The sequence below is a fragment of the Micromonospora sp. WMMD1155 genome, assembly GCF_029581275.1.
Classification (GTDB): domain Bacteria; phylum Actinomycetota; class Actinomycetes; order Mycobacteriales; family Micromonosporaceae; genus Micromonospora.
Genome location: NZ_CP120742.1, coordinates 3,660,214 through 3,677,010, shown reverse-complemented (window position 1 = coordinate 3,677,010; position 16,797 = coordinate 3,660,214). Strand labels below are relative to the sequence as shown.

18 protein-coding genes are annotated in these 16,797 nt (G+C 71.8%); 11 read left to right on the top strand and 7 right to left on the bottom strand.

The window, feature by feature from the left end:
• The first annotated feature begins 17 nt into the window (after window positions 1-17).
• From O7617_RS16860 to O7617_RS16850, 3 genes are all read left to right on the top strand, one after another.
• Complete coding sequence (locus O7617_RS16860) at window positions 18-773, top strand: class I SAM-dependent methyltransferase (RefSeq protein ID WP_282256749.1); 756 nt, start codon at window positions 18-20, stop codon at window positions 771-773.
• A gap of 10 nt (window positions 774-783) precedes the next feature.
• Window positions 784-1,146, top strand: coding sequence for a PH domain-containing protein (locus O7617_RS16855; protein WP_282256748.1), 363 nt, complete (start codon window positions 784-786; stop codon window positions 1,144-1,146).
• 228 nt (window positions 1,147-1,374) lie between these two features.
• Window positions 1,375-2,106 carry a class I SAM-dependent methyltransferase gene (locus O7617_RS16850; protein WP_282256747.1) on the top strand — a complete coding sequence of 244 codons (732 nt, stop codon included), beginning with the start codon at window positions 1,375-1,377 and terminating at the stop codon, window positions 2,104-2,106.
• A 126-nt stretch (window positions 2,107-2,232) separates the two neighbouring features.
• On the opposite strand, the gene O7617_RS16845 is transcribed toward O7617_RS16850, so the two are convergent.
• Window positions 2,233-2,580, bottom strand: coding sequence for a metalloregulator ArsR/SmtB family transcription factor (locus O7617_RS16845; RefSeq protein WP_282256746.1), 348 nt, complete (start codon window positions 2,578-2,580; stop codon window positions 2,233-2,235).
• Window positions 2,577-3,035, bottom strand: coding sequence for an SRPBCC domain-containing protein (locus O7617_RS16840; RefSeq protein WP_282256745.1), 459 nt, complete (start codon window positions 3,033-3,035; stop codon window positions 2,577-2,579). The genes O7617_RS16845 and O7617_RS16840 overlap by 4 nt, the downstream gene beginning before the upstream one ends.
• A 115-nt stretch (window positions 3,036-3,150) precedes the next feature.
• Between O7617_RS16840 and O7617_RS16835 the strand changes: the two genes are divergently transcribed.
• Both O7617_RS16835 and O7617_RS16830 read left to right on the top strand, forming a co-directional pair.
• Window positions 3,151-3,519: a VOC family protein gene (locus O7617_RS16835; RefSeq protein WP_282256744.1), complete on the top strand. Its 369-nt coding sequence runs from the start codon at window positions 3,151-3,153 to the stop codon at window positions 3,517-3,519.
• Between the two features lie 52 nt (window positions 3,520-3,571).
• Window positions 3,572-5,044 (top strand): hypothetical protein, encoded by a 1,473-nt coding sequence (locus tag O7617_RS16830; RefSeq protein ID WP_282264592.1) that lies wholly within the window; start codon window positions 3,572-3,574, stop codon window positions 5,042-5,044.
• A gap of 26 nt (window positions 5,045-5,070) precedes the next feature.
• Here O7617_RS16830 and O7617_RS16825 read toward each other — a convergent pair whose 3' ends face one another.
• Entirely contained in the window at window positions 5,071-5,829 is a 759-nt protein-coding gene (locus O7617_RS16825) for a class I SAM-dependent methyltransferase (protein ID WP_282264591.1), read from the bottom strand.
• A 41-nt stretch (window positions 5,830-5,870) separates the two neighbouring features.
• On the opposite strand from O7617_RS16825, the gene O7617_RS16820 reads away from it, so the two are divergent.
• The gene (locus tag O7617_RS16820; protein WP_282264590.1) at window positions 5,871-6,428 is read left to right on the top strand and encodes a DUF3592 domain-containing protein; all 558 of its coding nucleotides are present in this window, start codon (window positions 5,871-5,873) and stop codon (window positions 6,426-6,428) included.
• Window positions 6,429-6,471: 43 nt separating this feature from the next.
• Here the strand turns inward: O7617_RS16820 and O7617_RS16815 are convergent, their stop codons facing one another.
• From O7617_RS16815 to O7617_RS16800, 4 genes are all read right to left on the bottom strand, one after another.
• Window positions 6,472-6,705: a hypothetical protein gene (locus O7617_RS16815; RefSeq protein WP_282264589.1), complete on the bottom strand. Its 234-nt coding sequence runs from the start codon at window positions 6,703-6,705 to the stop codon at window positions 6,472-6,474.
• A 99-nt stretch (window positions 6,706-6,804) separates the two neighbouring features.
• A complete protein-coding gene (ychF, locus tag O7617_RS16810; protein WP_282264588.1) occupies window positions 6,805-7,890 on the bottom strand; it encodes a redox-regulated ATPase YchF in 1,086 nt (361 codons plus the stop codon).
• 70 nt (window positions 7,891-7,960) lie between these two features.
• Window positions 7,961-8,695, bottom strand: a complete 735-nt coding sequence (locus tag O7617_RS16805) for a peptidase E (RefSeq protein ID WP_282264587.1) — start codon at window positions 8,693-8,695, stop codon at window positions 7,961-7,963.
• An 83-nt stretch (window positions 8,696-8,778) separates the two neighbouring features.
• Entirely contained in the window at window positions 8,779-9,282 is a 504-nt protein-coding gene (locus O7617_RS16800; protein ID WP_282264586.1) for a hypothetical protein, read from the bottom strand.
• A 216-nt stretch (window positions 9,283-9,498) separates the two neighbouring features.
• Between O7617_RS16800 and O7617_RS16795 the strand changes: the two genes are divergently transcribed.
• From O7617_RS16795 to O7617_RS16775, 5 genes are all read left to right on the top strand, one after another.
• Window positions 9,499-10,923, top strand: a complete 1,425-nt coding sequence (locus tag O7617_RS16795; RefSeq protein WP_282264585.1) for an FAD-dependent oxidoreductase — start codon at window positions 9,499-9,501, stop codon at window positions 10,921-10,923.
• 78 nt (window positions 10,924-11,001) lie between these two features.
• Window positions 11,002-12,501: an AlkA N-terminal domain-containing protein gene (locus O7617_RS16790; protein ID WP_282264584.1), complete on the top strand. Its 1,500-nt coding sequence runs from the start codon at window positions 11,002-11,004 to the stop codon at window positions 12,499-12,501.
• Entirely contained in the window at window positions 12,498-13,007 is a 510-nt protein-coding gene (locus O7617_RS16785; protein ID WP_282264583.1) for a methylated-DNA--[protein]-cysteine S-methyltransferase, read from the top strand. The genes O7617_RS16790 and O7617_RS16785 overlap by 4 nt, the downstream gene beginning before the upstream one ends.
• A 38-nt stretch (window positions 13,008-13,045) precedes the next feature.
• Window positions 13,046-14,902, top strand: coding sequence for an ABC transporter ATP-binding protein (locus tag O7617_RS16780; RefSeq protein WP_282264582.1), 1,857 nt, complete (start codon window positions 13,046-13,048; stop codon window positions 14,900-14,902).
• Window positions 14,899-16,776 (top strand): ABC transporter ATP-binding protein, encoded by a 1,878-nt coding sequence (locus O7617_RS16775; protein ID WP_282264581.1) that lies wholly within the window; start codon window positions 14,899-14,901, stop codon window positions 16,774-16,776. The genes O7617_RS16780 and O7617_RS16775 overlap by 4 nt, the downstream gene beginning before the upstream one ends.
• Window positions 16,777-16,797: the final 21 nt, after the last annotated feature.

The window sequence follows — 16,797 nt, the reverse complement described above, 5'->3', positions numbered from 1 at the left end:
ACCGACGCGAACGCGCGGTGAGGCACGGCGAGTTCCAGCATCCCCGCCTGGTCGAGGTCTACGACGCGGAGTGCCGGTGGGGGCCGGACGACGACTTCTTCCGGGCGGTGGTGGGTGAGACTCCGGCGGCCCGGGTGCTCGACCTCGGCTGCGGCACCGGCCGGTTGACCGTCGCCCTCGCCGCCGCCGGTCACACCGTCACCGGCGTCGACCCGGCCGGCGCGTCAGTGGCCGCCGCCCGCGCCCGTCCCGGTGGCGAGTCGGTGACCTGGGTCGAGGGCACCTCGGCGGTGCTGCCGAGCGGGGTGTTCGACGTGGCGGTGCTGACCAGCCACGTGGCGCAGTTCTTCGTGGACGACGCGGAGTGGGCGCGTACCCTCGCCGACCTGCGCCGTGCGCTCGTGCCCGGCGGCCGGTTGGTGTTCGACGCCCGCGACCCGGCGGACCGCCGCTGGGAGCTGTGGAACCCGGTGGATTCGCGGCGGCTGATCACCCTGCCGGGCGGCGGCGAGGTCCGCGCGTGGACCGCTGTCACCGGGGTACGCGACGGAGTGGTCGACTTCACCCACCACTACCACTTCGCCGACGGCGAGCGGTTGGTCAGCTCGGCGACCCTGCGGTTCCGCACCGAGGCGGAGCTGCGTGAGTCTCTGACCAGGGCAGGTTTCGTGGTGGATCGTGTCTACGGCGGTTGGCGTCACGAGCCCGTCGGCCACGGCGACGGCGAGTTCGTGGTCCTCGCCCGGGCCGGCGGGCTGGCACCGGTTTTCTAGCCTGGGACGCATGGCGAACATCGCGTACGACCGCAAAGAGCAGGTCCAGCAGATCGAGAGTGGCCTCCTCGACGGTGAGCAGATCATCGCCGTCTACGACGCCGTCGGCACGGGCACCGGGTTCATCGGGCTGACCGACCGCCGCGTGATCATCCAGGACCGGTCCTTCGTCGGGAAGCGGTTCGCGATCACCAGCATCCCGTACTCGAAGATCACGAGCGTGAGCGTGGTCAGCAACAAGTCCTGGGGTGGGTCGTTCTTCTCCACCGGGTCGATCGCGATCCACGTCGGCACGCACACCTACGAGGTGGAGTTCCGTGGTGCGCAGAAGAGTCACCACGTGCACAACGTGATCCTGCACCACATCTCCTGACCTGACGTCCCGCTGCGGGCCCGGCCGGCGTAAATGCCTTGCCGGGCCCGCAGTGTCTCTGGTGTCCTCGGTCGACTGTCACGCGAAGGGAGCAGCGCCATGCCCGCTACGACGAAGTGCCTCCGACCCGACGTCAATCGCACCGAGGAATCGAGACTTCGTGAGCAGATCTGTTCCCCCGACCACGGCGCCGCCGCGCGCCACTGACACCACCTGCGGAGGCCGCTGATGTCGGTCTTCGACGATCCCGGCCTCTTCGGCCGGCTGTGGGCCGCCGACTACGACGGCCCGGGCAACCCCGACGCGATGCCGGCGGTGGATTTCCTGGCCGACCTGGCCGACGGTGGTCCGGTACTCGAACTGGCGATCGGCACCGGCCGCGTCGCGCTTCCACTGGCCGAGCGTGGTCTCACCGTGCACGGCGTGGAGGCGTCCGAGGAGATGGTGGCCCAGTTGCGGGCCAAGCCCGGCGGCGACCGGATCCCGGTGGTCATCGCCGACATGGCCGACGTACCGGTGCCGGGTGAGTTCCGGCTGGCGTACCTCGTCTTCAACACGCTGTTCAACCTGGTCGACGCCGAGCGACAGGCGGACTGCTTCCGTAACGTCGCCCGGGTCCTGTCACCCGGTGGCGCGTTCGTCATCGAGACGTTCGTGCCCGACCCGCGCAGCTTCGACTCCGACGAGCAGGTGCAGGTGTGGGACGTGGCCGAGGACTCCGCAACGATCCGGCTGCACAGGTATGACCGGCCGGCGCAGCGGTTCATCAGGCAGACCATCACCTTCGACAGTGCTGGTGTGCACCTGAAGCCGTTCGCCATGCGGTACGCCTGGCCGCACCAGATAGACGCGATGGCGCAGCGGGCGGGGCTCCGGCTCACCGAGCGGTACGCCGACTGGCAGCGGCGACCGTTCCAGGCCGACAGCCCGTCGCACATCTCCGTCTACCGGGCGGAGTAGCGGTGTGATCGACTCGGGTTCCGGAAAGTCGCTGTGTTGTCGCCGCGACTTCGAGGAACCCGAGTCGACCTCGCACCCTCCGGTGAGTGAGGTGCCGTAACGCAGTCCCGGGCGCTGAACTGGACGTCAGTCTCCCTCGTGGTGGCGGTCGCTTTCGATCGCCTCGGCGATCCGCTTGATCCGGCGCAGACGGGCGTCCCAGGTCGCGCCCACCGCCGACAGCTGGGCGACCGCGCGGGCGAGCTGCGCCTCGTCGACCTGGTAGTGACGCTCACGGCCGGCCGGCTCGCCGTGGATCAGCCCCACCCGATCCAGGACGGCCAGGTGTTTCGCGACGGCCTGACGGGTGACGGGCAGCCGCCTGCTCAGCGACGTCGCAGTGCCCGGCCCGTCGGCGAGTAGAAGATCGATCATGGTACGACGGGTGGGGTCGCCGATCGCGGACCACAGCTCGTCGTCGACCGCCGTACTCACGGGGTGGCGACCAGCCGCGCGACGTACGTGCCCAGCCTGGGCAGGTAGTGGTCCCAGCCGTTCTCGTGGTCGCGGTACTGCTCCTCCAGGACGGCGACCTCCCAGCCCATCTCGCGGAACCCGGTCTCGGTCATGCGAACCCGGGTGCCCGCACCGCTGGCCGCCAGGTCGAAGGTGACGAGCAACGCCTGCCCGTTCCGGCCCTCGTCGGTGAAGCACCACCGGAAGGAGAATCGTTTCGGCGGGTCGACCTCGACCACGGCGAGGGCGACGGTCGTCGTCTCGCCGGTGTCAGCGTTGCGCCAGACCAGCTCGCCGGGCGCGCCCGCGACCGATTCGAACCGTGCGTCGTCCGGCCACCACTCCCGCATGTGCTCCGGTCGGCTGACGACCTCGAAGACCACCTCGGGTGACGCGTCGACGTGGATATCGCGTTCGATCGTTCCCTGTTCCATACCCTCACCCTTTCGCAACCTTTGGTTGCACTCAACCTACGACGACGGACCCCCATCACGCAACCTTTTGTTGCATGTCGTGGATTCGTCGTACCCGGGTCGGACAATGCCGAGCATGTCTGAGACGACTCCGCACCGGCACCACGCCATCGACTACGTCGAGTTCACGGTGAAAGACCTCGCCGAGGCCAAGAGCTTCTACACCGAGGCGTTCGGCTGGCAGTTCAACGACTACGGCCCGGGGTACGCGGGCATCCGCAGCCCGCAGGGTGACTCCGAGGTCGGCGGTCTACGCCTGGACGACGCCGTACGCGCCGGCGGTCCGCTGGTGCTGCTCTTCTCGGCCGACCTCGACCGGTCGGTGCAGGCGGTCAAGGACGCCGGTGGCCAGGTGGTCGACGGGCCGTACGACTTCCCCGGTGGCCGGCGGTTCCACTTCACCGACCCCAGCGGCAACGAGCTGGGGGTCTGGGCCGAGCAGTAGACCCCTGTCGATGGTGGCCGGCCGGCTTGACCGGGCACCATACGATCCGCGCATGCGGCGTGCGGAGATGGACGGAGTCACGGTCTTCCAACACGATCTGCCAGGCGTGCTGGGCGCATCGTTGACCTTCGGCTGTGGCACCCGCGACGAGGAGCTGGACTCCATCGGCCTGAACCACCTGGTGCATCATCTGTTGGAACGGGCCGACCCGTACATCGCGGAGAAGTACGCGAACGACACCTGGGTGAACGAGACCTCCTTCGTCGCCGCCGGCACACCCGCGCAGATCGCGGAGCACTTCACCACTGTCTGCTCGGCTATCAGCCATCTTCCGCCGACGGACCTGTCCGACGCGGTGGCCGACGTCGACGCGGACGACCGGGACGTGTCCGACATCGACGAGGGCGTGCTCGACCCGTGGGGATCACTGCTCGCACGGCGGTTCGGGCCGCGCGGGCACGGCCTGGCGCGCTGGCCCGCGGTGGATTACCGGCTCTTCACGGCCGACGAGGTCAGCCAGCATGTGGGCAGGTTCTTCACCAGCGGCAACGCCGTCCTCGCCACGACCGCCGAAGCACCTGCGGCGATGCGACTGCTACTGCCCGCCGGACCCCGCGCACACCACGACATACACCTCGTGAACCACCAGTCGGGCCCGGCCTGGTACGCCGACGAGGTGCGGGGTGTGGCGCTGGTCGTCGGCGCCGCGCCCAGCGTGGAAGCCCTCCTGCTGATGTCCGCGCTGAGATCGCGCGTCGACCAGGCGCTGCAGCGGGCCGGGATCGCCCCGTTCGCCGAACTCATGGCCGAGGTCGTCGACGGCACACGGCACGAACTCGGCATCAGGATCAGCCCGACGAGAGCCAGGCGGTTCGACGCCGCGGCGGCGGCGGAACTGCTCTGGGCCGAGCTACGGAGACTGGTGCACGACGGGCTCGACCCGGCCGACATGGCCGACCTGGAGGCGACCCGGACCGCAGCCGCACCCGCGGAACTCGTGCCGCTGTATGACGCGTTGGCCTGGATGCGGCCGATCGGAAAGCTCGGATCCGCTGTCCACCGGGAGTTGTTCGGCACCACCGAGCACTACCTCACGGACCCGCTCACCGAACCGGACGGGCTCTCCCCGGCAGCGACGCGGGACATCATGTCGGGCTGGCTCTCCTCCGCGATGATCGTCGTGCCGTACGAATCGCGACCAGACCTTCCCGGCGTCGGCGACGCCTCCTGCCCCAGCACCCGTTTCGTGCCGGCGGGCGAGGTGGTCCGGCCGGCCCTCCGGAAGCGGTTCGGCAACAAGGGCTCGATGGTGATCGGCACCGATGCCATATCCACCGTGGACGGCGAAGGGAACGTGCACACCGTCCCGCTGGCCCAGGCGCTCGTCGTCGAAGGCGACGACGCACTCTGGCTCGCCCACGTCGGCCACGGTTGCGTCACCACCATCTCGGACTTCACCCACGCAGCCGACAAGCTCCGGTCCGCGCTACCGCCACGACGGTTCCGCAGAGCGGCAGTGACCTGAGCCCGCAGGCGGATTCCCAGCGGCCGTCACTGCCGCCGAGCGCGCAGCACACCGGTCAGCATCGGCAGGGCGAACTCGCCCTCGGCGGTTTCCGGCCGGCTCCCGAGGAAGGTGCGAATGCGGCCGAGCACGGCCTCCCGGTCCGGATCCGGCATGACCAGCATCCCCGCCCGGGTCGCGAGCGTGGCGACGAGGGAATCGGCGGTACGGCGCTGCGCGTGCGGAAACTCGGCCTGCTGCGACGCCCCCAGCCGGGCGACCGGACCGAGCAGGTCCGCTGTCGCCGTCCGCCAGGCACTCAACGTGTCACGCGGGCCGATGGCCGCGCTTCCGCTGACCCGTTCGAGGTCGGCAACCCAGTCGACCCGGTCGTCCATGACGTTCCACAGGCCGGCCAGGACGCCTCCGGGTGCGAGGACCCGGGTGATCTCCGGCCCCGCGACGGCCATGTCGAACCAGTGCAGGGCGTTGCCGGCCAACACGGCGTCGACTGACGCATCCGGCAACGGGATGGCCTCGGCGCTACCCGGCAGCGCACGAACGGTCGGCAGCGCGCGGCGCAGCTCGGTGAGCATCGCCGGGTCGGGCTCGACCGCGACGACGTCCACGCCCACCGCGAGCAGTGTGGCGGACAGCTTGCCGGTACCGGCTCCTAGGTCGAGCACGCGCCGGCCGGGCGCGACCTCGAGCGCCCATCGCACCGCGGCCTGCGTGTAGTCCGGGCGGTGCTCGGCGTACGCGGCAGCCGCCGCGCCGAACGACGATCGCAGCAGCTGTCCCGTCATGCGCTCAACCTACCCCCGGTCGCTGGACGCCGACTGCGACCATGACCGTCGTGAAGATCGTGCGGATCTGGTGGCGATGGCGCTACCCCGCCTACCTGCTCGGCATCGTGGCCGGGATGGTCATGATGTGGCTGCCCCTGAAGACCTTCGATGACCAGGAAGCCTGGGAGACCCGGCTGCGGGCCGACGGCGTGCCCATCCAGGCGGTCATCCACGAGACCGTGTACAAGGCCCGCAACAGCCGCACGATGCATCTGCGCTACCAGTTCGCCGGGGTGCCGCATCGGGCCGAGGTCGGCTGCTGGGAGGTCTGCCTCCCGGCCGACACGTCAGTGCGGATCTGGGTCGACCCCGATGATCCGGAGGACTTCGTGACCGAGTTCGGGACGTTGAGCGGGCATCGCGGCCGACTGCAAGGCGTGATCGGGGCGGCAGGTCTGATCCTGGCCGGCACGACGCTGGCCGCCGTGGTCGGCCATTTCCTCGGACGACGACGGGACCGCCGACGACGCGCCTGGCAGTCGCAGCAACGCGAACAGCGCCGACGACAGTTCCTGAACGCCACGGGCGGAACCAAGCGCAAGCCGAGCCGCCGCTGACCGGACCGCCGCGACGGCCAACCAACAGAAGGCGCTCCGGCGACTAGCGGCGGTCGCGCTGAGTCGAGCGCTGACGCCGGCGCAGCAGCACGGCTGTCACCAGGTAACCAACGCCGAGCAGCGCCGCCAACACTGCGACGATCACGGACCAATTGATCGGCTCTCCGACTGCGAACACCCCGTACGCCACGGCGAGCAGGAGCCAGAACCCTCCCAGGACAAAGCCCTGCTTCGGGGTCTTGGCTGTCTGCCACCACGGGCTACCGGCCGGTCCCACGTACGCGATCCTGCCACCTGTCCTGTGGCACGACCATGCATGGGAGGCAACATGGAGATCACTTCTGGCGGTACGCCAGGGCCGCGTCTTGCCGACCGTCTAGACGTTGAAGCGGAACTCCACGACGTCGCCGTCCTGCATGACGTACTCCTTGCCCTCGATACGGACCTTGCCCGCCGCCTTGGCCGACGCCATCGAGCCGTGCTCGACCAGGTCGTGGTACGAGACCACCTCGGCCTTGATGAAGCCGCGCTGGAAGTCGCTGTGGATGACACCCGCGGCCTCCGGCGCGGTGGCGCCGATCGGGACGGTCCAGGCGCGCGCCTCCTTGGGGCCGGCCGTGAGGTACGTCTGGAGGCCGAGGGTGCGGAAGCCGACGCGGACGAGTTGGTTGAGGCCGGGCTCGTTCTGGCCGATCGACTCCAGCAGCTCGCGGGCTTCCTCTTCGGGCAGATCCACCAGCTCGGATTCGATCTTGGCGTCCATGAAGACGGCCTCGGCGGGCGCGACCAGGGCACGCAGTTCGTCGAGGAACGCCTCGTTGGCCAGCTCGGCCTCGTCGACGTTGAAGACGTACAGGAAGGGCTTGGTGGTGAGCAGGTGCAGCTCGCGCAGGTGCTCCAGCTCGATCTTGGCGGCGGCGGCCCCGGAGTAGAGCGTGGTGCCGCCGTCGAGCACCTCGATGGCGGCCTTCGCGGCGGCGACCGCGACGGCCCGGTCCTTGCGGAGCTTGGCTTCCTTCTCCAGCCGCGGCAGCGCCTTGTCCAGGGTCTGCAGGTCGGCGAGGATCAGCTCGGTGTTGATCGTCTCGATGTCGTCGGCCGGGGAGATTTTGCCGTCGACGTGCACCACGTTCGGGTCGGAGAAGGCCCGGACGACCTGGCAGATCGCCGAGGCGTCCCGGATGTTCGCCAGGAAGGCGTTGCCCCGGCCCTGCCCCTTCGACGCGCCGCGGACCAGGCCGGCGATGTCGACGAACGACACCGGGGCGGGCAGCACCTTCTGCGAGGAGAAGATCTCAGCCAGCTTGCCCAGTCGTTCGTCGGGAAGACCGACCACGCCGACGTTGGGCTCGATGGTGGCGAACGGGTAGTTCGCCGCCAGCACGTCGTTCTTGGTCAACGCGTTGAAAAGCGTGCTCTTGCCGACGTTGGGCAGGCCGACGATGCCGATGGAGAGACTCACGACCAGCCAGCTTACGCGGGTGCCGGTCGGGTCGACCCACGCGCCTCCGACTCCGCCCGACCGCCGCCGCTCAGCCGAGCAGGCGGGGGGCGATGACCGCCTCCCGGACGCTGCCGTCCGCACCGCGGCTGACCTCGTACGCCGAGACACCCTCGCGGTCCGCGATCGCCTCGACCAGGCGGGTGCCCCGGTAGACCAGGCCGACCCCGTCGTCGGTGCAGTGGCTGGTCGGCAGCGTCTCGTCACCGACCAGCTCGTGCATGAGTGGGCGGCGTTGGCCCTCGCTGTCGTAGTGCACCCCGTTGCCGTACGGCAGCCAGCCCAGGCCCTGGGTGAAGCCGCGCAGCCGGGGGCCGAAGCTGTCGGTGGCACCGCCGACGTGCCAGCAGATCGAGCCGGCGGAGACACCGGCGAGCACCACGCCGGCCTGCCAGCACTCGTGCAGGATCTCGTCGAGCCCGTGCACGCGCCAGACGGCGACCAGGTTCGCCACGCTGCCGCCGCCGACCCAGATCACGTCCTGGGCGAGCAGGTGGGCGCGGATGTCCTCGACGTTCGGCATGGGGAACAGGGCGAGGTGCGACAGCCGGAACCGGGTGTCGGCGAACGCGCCGTAGACAGCGGTCAGCGAGGTGGGCTGGTCGCCGACGGCCTGCCCGAGGTAGCACACCCGCGGTTGCGGACCCGCCTGGGCCAGCTCGGCCGCCAGGTCGAAGACCGGGCCGGGGCGCATGTCGTAGGGGCCCCGGTCACCCCGGAAGAAGCCCATGCTGGTGGCGATGATGGTCGGCTCGCTGGCGGGCATCGGGGCGTCCTTCCGTCGGGGCGGTGCGGCGTCCATCCTGCCTCAGCCGGCACACCCCGCAGGCTGCGACCGCGCCTTGACGGTCACCGGGACCCCTCCGGTCGGCGTTGGCGGGGCACCTCGACCTCGGGCCGGCAGGTGAGGGCCGGTCGGTCCGCCGGGGGTAGTTGGCCGGCGGCGGCGTGGGGAAGGGTGAACCGGTCGGCGGCGGCCGGGCCCGCCGAGGCCGACTCGCGCAGCATCCACCGCACCTCGTCGGCAGTCCAGCCCAACCCCGGTCGGCCGGCGATCTCGCGAACCAGCCGCCGGCCGACGCGGGTGTCGTCGTCGTAGAAGCGCATGCACCAGTGGTGCGTCCACATCCCGAGCGCCCGTAGGCCCGCATCGTCGAGTGAAGCGGCCAACCGGCCGCACGCGGTGTCGGAGAAGGCCCGCTCGGGGTCGCCCGCCCGGTCCCGTTCGATGGCGCCGACGGCGGCCGGCGCGACCGCCCTCATCCGTCGGTAGAAGGACTGCACCACAGCGCGGGGCAACGGCGGGAACGCACCCGATGTCGACGCCGCCGCCCAACCCGCCACGCTCGCCATCCGCCGCACCCCTTCTTGAGTTGGTGGCCGGACGGTACCCGCCACGACCGACAGTTCCGGGTCGGGAGATCCCGGTCACCTTCCCGCCTGCGCTTCCGTACGGGGAGCCACGAACAGGACGTACCGGTCCACGGGATTTGTCGGGGCCGGTGTGCCCGCTCATCCTTGGGCCATGACCGATCCCGGACACCCGAGGCCCGAGCGGCGGGGACACCGATGACCACCGCCATGGCCCGGGTGCCCGACTCGCTGCGGGGGCAGATCGTCACACCCGGCGACCGCCGGTACGCGCAGCTGCGCTCGACGTACACCACCTCGGCGTCGCCGGCCGCCGTCCTGCTGCCGAAGACCACCGCGCAGGTGGTCGACGCCCTGCGCTACGCGCGGGAGCAGCGGCTGCCCATCGCCGTACGCAGCGGCGGGCACGGCTTCTCCGGCGCCTCCTCCAACAACGGCGGCGTGGTCATCGACCTGTCCATGCTCAACCAGGTGCGGGTGCTGGACGAGCGGGCCGGACTGGTGCGGGTCGAGGCCGGTGCCCGCTGGGCGAACGTGGCGAAGGCGCTGGCCCCGTACGGCCTGGTGATCAGCTCGGGCGACCACGGCGGTGTCGGTGTCGGCGGTCTGGCCACCGGCGGTGGTGTCGGCTGGTTGGTCCGCGCCCACGGCCTCACCGTCGACCGCGTCCGCGCGGTCGAGGTGGTCCTCGCCGACGGGACGCTGGTACGCGCCGACGCCGACCACGAACCGGAGCTGTTCTGGCTGGTCCGGGGCGCGGGAGCGGGAGCCGGGATCGTGGTGGCCTTCGAGATCGAGGCCGTCGAGCAGCGCAGTGTCGGCGTGGCGCAACTGGTCGTCGAGGCGCGCCCGGACGGGGGCACCGTGCGGGAGTGGACGAGCTACCTCGCGCAGGCTCCACGGGAGCTGTCCGCAGCCGCCGTGGTGTACGCCGAGGGCCGCTCGGCCCTCATGTCCATCACCGCCGTGGTGGCCGCCGAGAGCCTGCGTCGGGCCCGACCCGCGGTGGAGCCGCTGCTCGCCATCGGCCGGGTGCTCGAACACCGTACCGACCTGCTGCCCTACCCGGCCCTGGTGCCGACGGCACACCTGCACCCGAACGTCGGGCAGCAGCGCGGCACGACGACCAACGGTCTGTTCCGCGACCTGGACGACGCGGGGGCGCGGGCCGTGATGCGAGCGGTGACCGGGCCGGGGCGGGCGGTGGTGCAACTCCGCTCGCTGGGCGGGGCGGTCAACGACGTCCCCTCCGACGCGACCGCGTACCCCCATCGCCACCAGGACACGATGGTGGTCGCCTCGGTGTTCCCCCCGCAGGGCGCCGGGGCGTTGGACGCCGCCTGGCGGGCGATCGGCGCCCGCGCCGACGGGGCGTACGTCAACTTCGAGAGCCGACCCGGCCCGGCCGCGTTCGCCCGGATCTACCCGGGCGAGGCCGGGGCCCGGGTGCGGCGGCTGTGGAAGCGGTACGACCCGGACGGCGTGTTCCGCCCGACCCTGCTGACCGGCCAGCCGCAACGCGCCACCCGGTCGGCCCGGTCCGCCCAGCCGACCGGGTCCGGCCGGTCGGCCCAGCCCACCGGGTCCGGCCAGCCGCATCGCCGCCGTCGACGCCCCCGTTGACAGCGGCCCTGCACAGCGACACACCCAGGTCCGATTCCCGCCAGCCGACAGTCCATCGGGCGGGGCATCATCGGGGGCATGGAGATGGACTTCGAGCGGTGCTACCGAGCCGTGGACAGCCGTGACCAGCGGTTCGACGGCTGGTTCTACACCGGCGTGACGTCCACCGGCATCTACTGCCGACCGTCCTGCCCAGCGATCACCCCGAAGCGACAGAATGTCCGGTTCTTCCCGTCGGCCGCCGCCGCGCAGGGCGCCGGATTGCGCGCCTGCCGCCGCTGCCGACCGGACGCCGCACCCGGCTCACCGCAGTGGGACATCCGCGCGGACGTGGTCGGCCGGGCGATGCGGTTGATCGCCGACGGGGTGGTCGACCGGGCGGGCGTACCGGGGCTGGCCTCGCGCCTCGGCTACACCGAGCGGCACCTGCACCGGATGCTGAGCGCCGAGATGGGCGCCGGTCCGCTCGCGCTGGCCCGGGCCCAACGAGCGCAGACCGCCCGCATCCTGATCGAGACGACCGACCTCGGGATGGCCGAGATCGCGTTCGCCGCGGGCTTCGGCAGCGTGCGGCAGTTCAACGACACGCTCCGCGAGGTGTACGCGAGCGCACCGTCGGACCTGCGGGCGGCCCGTGGTCGCCGGCAGGCGGCGATCGGGGCGGGGACCATCGCGCTGCGGCTCGCGTACCGCCCGCCGCTGCACGCCCAGGCGCTGCTGGACTTCCTCGCGGTGCGGGCGCTGCCCGGAGTGGACGAGGTTCGCGACGGGACGTACCACCGCGGTCTGCGGTTGCCGCACGGCACCGGCGAGGTGGCGCTGACCCCCGCGGACGGGCACGTGGCGGCGACGTTGCGGCTGACCGACCTGCGCGACCTGGCGCCCGCGGTGGCCCGGTGCCGTCGGCTGCTCGACCTGGACGCGGACCCGAGCGCGATCGACGCGACAGTGGCCGCGGACCCGGCACTCGCTCCGGCGGTCGCCGCCGAACCCGGCGTCCGGGTCCCCCGCGCGGTGGACGGCTTCGAGATGGCCGTGCGCGCCGTCGTCGGCCAACAGGTCTCGGTAAGAGCGGCAACGAAGACCCTCACCCGCCTCCTCCTGACCCACCAGGTCGATCATGAGGTTGACGAGGCCAATGGAGATCGAATTCCGGGCCAACCCCATGATCAACCGGGTGGGGCGGCCGGGATGGGGCCGCTGCGGGGGTTCTTGAGCGCGGAGGAGCTGTTGGGTCTGCCGGACGCGGCGTTCGGGATGCCCGCGGCGCGGCGGGAGACCCTGCGGGGGTTGGCTCGGGCCGTTGTGGACGGGGCTCTGGACCTCGCGCCGGGCGTGGATCGCGAGGAGGCCGTGCGGCGGCTGCTCGCGCTGCCCGGCATCGGCCCGTGGACCGCCGACTACCTGGCCATGCGCGCCCTCGGCGACCCGGACATCCTGCTCAGCACCGACCTCGCGGTCCGGCGCGGCGCCGCCGCGCTCGGCCTGCCCGACACCCGAAAGACCCTCGACGGGTACGCCGAGCGATGGCGTCCCTGGCGGTCCTACGCCACGATCAGACTCTGGAGAGCCGCATGAGCATCGACAGCACCGTCCTGACCACACCGACCGGCCCGTTGAGCATCCTCGCCGGCCCGGACGGCGACGTGCGGGCCGCCGGCTTCACAGCGGACCCGGCGACGCTGCTGCCCCTGGTCCACCCGACCCTGCGAGCGCCGCTACGACAGCGCGCCGACCTCGGCCCGGTGAGCGTCGCCGTGCGGTCCTACCTGGATGGTGACCTCGCCGCGATCGACGCGGTGCCGGTCCGTCAGGTCACCGGCGGCGAGTTCATGGCGCACGCCTGGCAGGTGCTGCGTGCGGTCCCGCCGGGCACTCCGGTCACCTACACCGGGTACGCGGCGCTGGCCGGTCGACCACCGGCGGTGCGAGCCGCCGCGGCGGCCTGCGCGCGCAACGCGGCGGCGCTGTTCGTGCCCTGCCACCGGGTGCTCCGCACCGACGGTTCGCTCGGCGGCTACCGCTGGGGGCTGGACGTGAAGAGGTGGCTCCTCGGCCACGAACGGCGCTTGACAGCAAGCTGACAGAGGCATCGACACCTGTTAGACGCTACCGTCTGGTAGTGCCTGTGGAGAGCGACGGCGACCCGGCCGCCCGGGCCGCCGCGGGCACCCACCCCGTGCACAACCTCTGGCGGCTGCGCCCCTACCTGCGCCCGTACGCGCTCGAGTTCGCCTGGCTGCTCGTCGCCGGGCTGGCCGGCACGGCGGCCGGGATCGCCGTACCACTCGTGGTGCAGCGGGTGGTGGACGGCCCGGTGGCCCGGCACGAACCCGGCGGGCTCCTCCAGCTCGGCGGCCTGGCACTACTGCTCGGCGTGGTCGAGGCGGTGCTCATCTTCATCCGCCGGTGGGTGCAGTCCTCCTCGGCGGTCGGCATGGAGGCGGCGCTGCGCGCCGACGTCTACGCCCACCTGCAACGGTTGCCGACGAGCTTCCACGACCGCTGGCAGTCCGGCCAGTTGCTCTCCCGGATCACCAGCGACCTGTCGGTGATCCGTCGGTTCCTCTCCTTCGGCGTGTTCTTCCTGGTGCTCAACCTGACCACCTACGTGGTCGTGGTCGTGCTGCTGATCAATCTGCATCCCCTGCTCGGGGTGCTGGTGGCGGCCAGTGCGGTGCCGCTGCTGCTGATCAGCCGCCGGTTCGGTCGGCACTACCACGCCGCGTCCCGGCGGATGCAGGACCAGCAGGGCGACGTGGCGACCCTGGTCGAGGAGACCGCCCAGGGCCTACGCACCATGAAGGCGTACGGCCGGGGGCCCGAACTGGCCACCCGCTTCGCCGGCGCCGCCCGGCGGCTGCACGACACCGGCGTCGGCAAGGGGCGGCTGCTGGCCAACACGTCGGCGCTGCTCGACCTGGTGCCCAACGTGACCCTGGGCGTGGTGCTGGTGGCCGGGGCGGCCGCCGCCGCGGCGGGCGTCCTCACCATCGGTGAGCTGGTCGCGTTCGTCAGCCTCCAGCTGATGCTCATCTGGCCGGTGCAGTCCCTGGGTTGGATCATCGCCAACGGTCAGGAGGCCGCCACCGCCGCCGACCGGATCCAGGAGGTGCTGGACACCCCACCTCAGATCGTGGACCGCCCCGGCGCGCTCGCGCTGCCCCGCGACGCGGTCCACGGTCGACTCCGCTTCGAACGGGTCGCGTTCAGCTACCCGGGCGCCACCGCACCGGTGCTCCGCGAGATCGACCTGACCATCGAACCGGGCGAGACGCTGGCCCTGGTGGGCGCCACCGGCTGCGGCAAGAGCACCCTGCTGTCCCTGGTGCCCCGGCTGCACGAGGTGACCGCCGGACGGATCACCCTGGACGGGCACGACCTGCGCGAGCTTCGGCTGGCATCGCTGCGCCGGCTGGTCGGCGTGGCGTTCGAGGAGCCCACGCTCTTCTCCATGTCGGTCCGGGAGAACCTCACCCTGGGTCGCCCGGACGCCGGCGACCACGACGTCCGGGCGGCCCTGGCGCTGGCCCAGGCGGACTTCGCGTACGACCTGCCGTGGGGGTTGGCCACCCGCGTGGGCGAGCAGGGGCTGTCCCTCTCCGGCGGGCAACGGCAACGGCTCGCGTTGGCGCGGGCGGTGCTCGGCCGGCCGGCGGTACTGGTGTTGGACGACCCGTTGTCCGCGCTCGACGTGCACACCGAGGCGCTGGTCGAGGCGGCGCTCCGCCGGGTCCTGCGGGACAGCACCGCGCTGCTGGTGGTGCACCGGCCGTCGACCATCGCGCTGGCCGACCGGGTCGCCCTGCTCGAAGACGGGCGGATCACGGCGATCGGGCGGCACTCCGAGTTGCTCACCCGGGTGCCGGCGTACCGGGCGCTGCTCGCCGCCGAGCCGCGCGCCGGGCACCCGCCGCCGTCCGGCGCCGCCGGGTCGAGCCCACCCGCCTCCGACGGCTGGGGGTTGGTGCACTCGTGACAGTGCCGACGCAGGCCGACCCCCCGGAGGAGGAGCCGGAGCTGACCCGCTGGCGGGGCACCGCCACCGACCCGGAGGCCGACCGGAGTCGCGCCGAGGACACCTCACCCGAGGCGGTGGCTCGACTGCGCGGGCTGAGCCGGGCCCTGCTGGCCGACCTGCTGCGCCCGCACCGGGGGCGACTCGCCGCCGCGGTCGGCCTGCTGCTGGTCCAGAACGCCGCGGCGATGGCCGGCCCGTACCTGGTCATGATCGGGATCGACCGGGCGATCACGCCGCTGCGCGCCGGCGACGCGGGCCCGCTGACGGCCGTCGCCGGGGCGTTCGCGGTGGCATCGGTGACCGAGTACGCGGCCCGCCGGGGATTCCTCACCCTCTCCTCGCGGATCGGCCAGGCCGTCCTGCTGGAGCTGCGGCAGCGGGTGTTCGGGCACTTCCTGCGCCTGTCGGTGGGCTTCCACGAGCGGTACACCTCCGGCCGGATGGTCTCCCGGCTCACCAGTGACCTGGACTCCATCGCCGAACTGGTCGACGGCGGCATCGACAGCCTGGTGCTGGCCGGGCTGTCGATCCTGTCGGTGGCCGCCATCCTGCTCTGGCTGGACCTGCCGCTGGCCGCCGTGACGCTCTTCGCCTTCCCGTTCCTGTTCTGGCTCTCCCGCTGGTTCGCCCGGTCGTCGGCCAGCGCGTACCGGCGGACCCGGGACGCGGTCGCGCTCGTCATCGTGCACTTCGTCGAATCCATGCGGGGCATCCGGGCGGTGCAGGCGTTCCGCCGGGAACCGCGCAACCAGCGGATCTTCGTGGCGCTCGGTGACGACTACCGGCGCTCCAGCCTGCACGCGTTCCGGCTGATCGCCACCTACTCGCCCGCGATCAAGCTGATCGGCAACGTGACGGTGGCGGTGGTGCTCGGCTACGGCGGTTGGCGGGTGCTCGGTGGGCAGACCGAGATCGGCGTGCTCGCCGCGTTCCTGCTCTACCTGCGCCGCTTCTTCGAGCCGATGCAGGAGCTGAGCCAGTTCTACAACTCGCTCCAATCGGCCACCGCCGCCCTGGAGAAGCTGGCCGGGGTGCTCGACGAACGACCGGCCGTCGCCGAGCCGGCGCGACCCACACCGTTGCCGACCGGGCCCGGGTGCGGCGAGGTGACCTTCCGGGCGGTCTCCTTCGGCTACCGGGCGGACACCCCGATCCTCGGCGGGCTGGAGCTGACCGTGCCGGCCGGGCAGACCGTGGCGCTGATCGGACCGACCGGCGCGGGCAAGTCGACGATCGCCAAGCTGGTCGCCCGGTTCCACGACCCGGACACCGGCACGGTCCGGCTCGACGGGGTGGACCTGCGCGATGTGAGCGACGCCGACCTGCGCCGGGCGGTGGTGCTGGTGACGCAGGAGAACCACCTCTTCAGCGGGACCGTCGCGGAGAACATCCGCTTCGGCCGTCCCGGCGCCGACGACGCCGAGGTCCAGGCCGCCGCCCGGGCGATCGGCGCGCACGACTTCATCGCCGCCCTCCCCGAGGGGTACGCCACCCAGGTGCACCGACGCGGCGGTCGGCTCTCCGCCGGGCAGCGGCAGCTCGTCGCGTTCGCCCGGGCTTTCCTCGCCGACCCGACGGTGCTCATCCTGGACGAGGCGACGTCGTCCCTGGACGTACCGACCGAGCGGTTGGTCCAGCAGGCACTCGGGACCATCCTGCGCGACCGCACCGCCCTGGTGATCGCGCACCGACTCTCCACGGTGGAGACCGCCGACCGGGTGCTCGTCCTCGACGACGGCACCGTCGTCGAGGACGGCCCACCCGACGTGCTGGCCGAGGCCGACGGCCGGTACGCGGCCCTGCACCGACAGTGGCGTGACTCGCTGATCTGACCAGCGATCCGTAACTGCGTG

What these genes read in the sequence shown, in the direction of transcription:
- O7617_RS16855 (WP_282256748.1), top strand. Translation starts at nt 784, where the DNA reads ATGGCGAACATCGCGTACGACCGCAAAGAGCAGGTCCAGCAGATCGAG.
- O7617_RS16850 (WP_282256747.1), top strand. Translation starts at nt 1,375, where the DNA reads ATGTCGGTCTTCGACGATCCCGGCCTCTTCGGCCGGCTGTGGGCCGCC.
- O7617_RS16840 (WP_282256745.1), bottom strand. Translation starts at nt 3,035, where the DNA reads ATGGAACAGGGAACGATCGAACGCGATATCCACGTCGACGCGTCACCC.
- O7617_RS16835 (WP_282256744.1), top strand. Translation starts at nt 3,151, where the DNA reads ATGTCTGAGACGACTCCGCACCGGCACCACGCCATCGACTACGTCGAG.
- O7617_RS16830 (WP_282264592.1), top strand. Translation starts at nt 3,572, where the DNA reads ATGCGGCGTGCGGAGATGGACGGAGTCACGGTCTTCCAACACGATCTG.
- O7617_RS16825 (WP_282264591.1), bottom strand. Translation starts at nt 5,829, where the DNA reads ATGACGGGACAGCTGCTGCGATCGTCGTTCGGCGCGGCGGCTGCCGCG.
- O7617_RS16820 (WP_282264590.1), top strand. Translation starts at nt 5,871, where the DNA reads ATGACCGTCGTGAAGATCGTGCGGATCTGGTGGCGATGGCGCTACCCC.
- O7617_RS16805 (WP_282264587.1), bottom strand. Translation starts at nt 8,695, where the DNA reads ATGCCCGCCAGCGAGCCGACCATCATCGCCACCAGCATGGGCTTCTTC.
- O7617_RS16800 (WP_282264586.1), bottom strand. Translation starts at nt 9,282, where the DNA reads ATGGCGAGCGTGGCGGGTTGGGCGGCGGCGTCGACATCGGGTGCGTTC.
- O7617_RS16795 (WP_282264585.1), top strand. Translation starts at nt 9,499, where the DNA reads ATGACCACCGCCATGGCCCGGGTGCCCGACTCGCTGCGGGGGCAGATC.
- O7617_RS16790 (WP_282264584.1), top strand. Translation starts at nt 11,002, where the DNA reads ATGGAGATGGACTTCGAGCGGTGCTACCGAGCCGTGGACAGCCGTGAC.
- O7617_RS16785 (WP_282264583.1), top strand. Translation starts at nt 12,498, where the DNA reads ATGAGCATCGACAGCACCGTCCTGACCACACCGACCGGCCCGTTGAGC.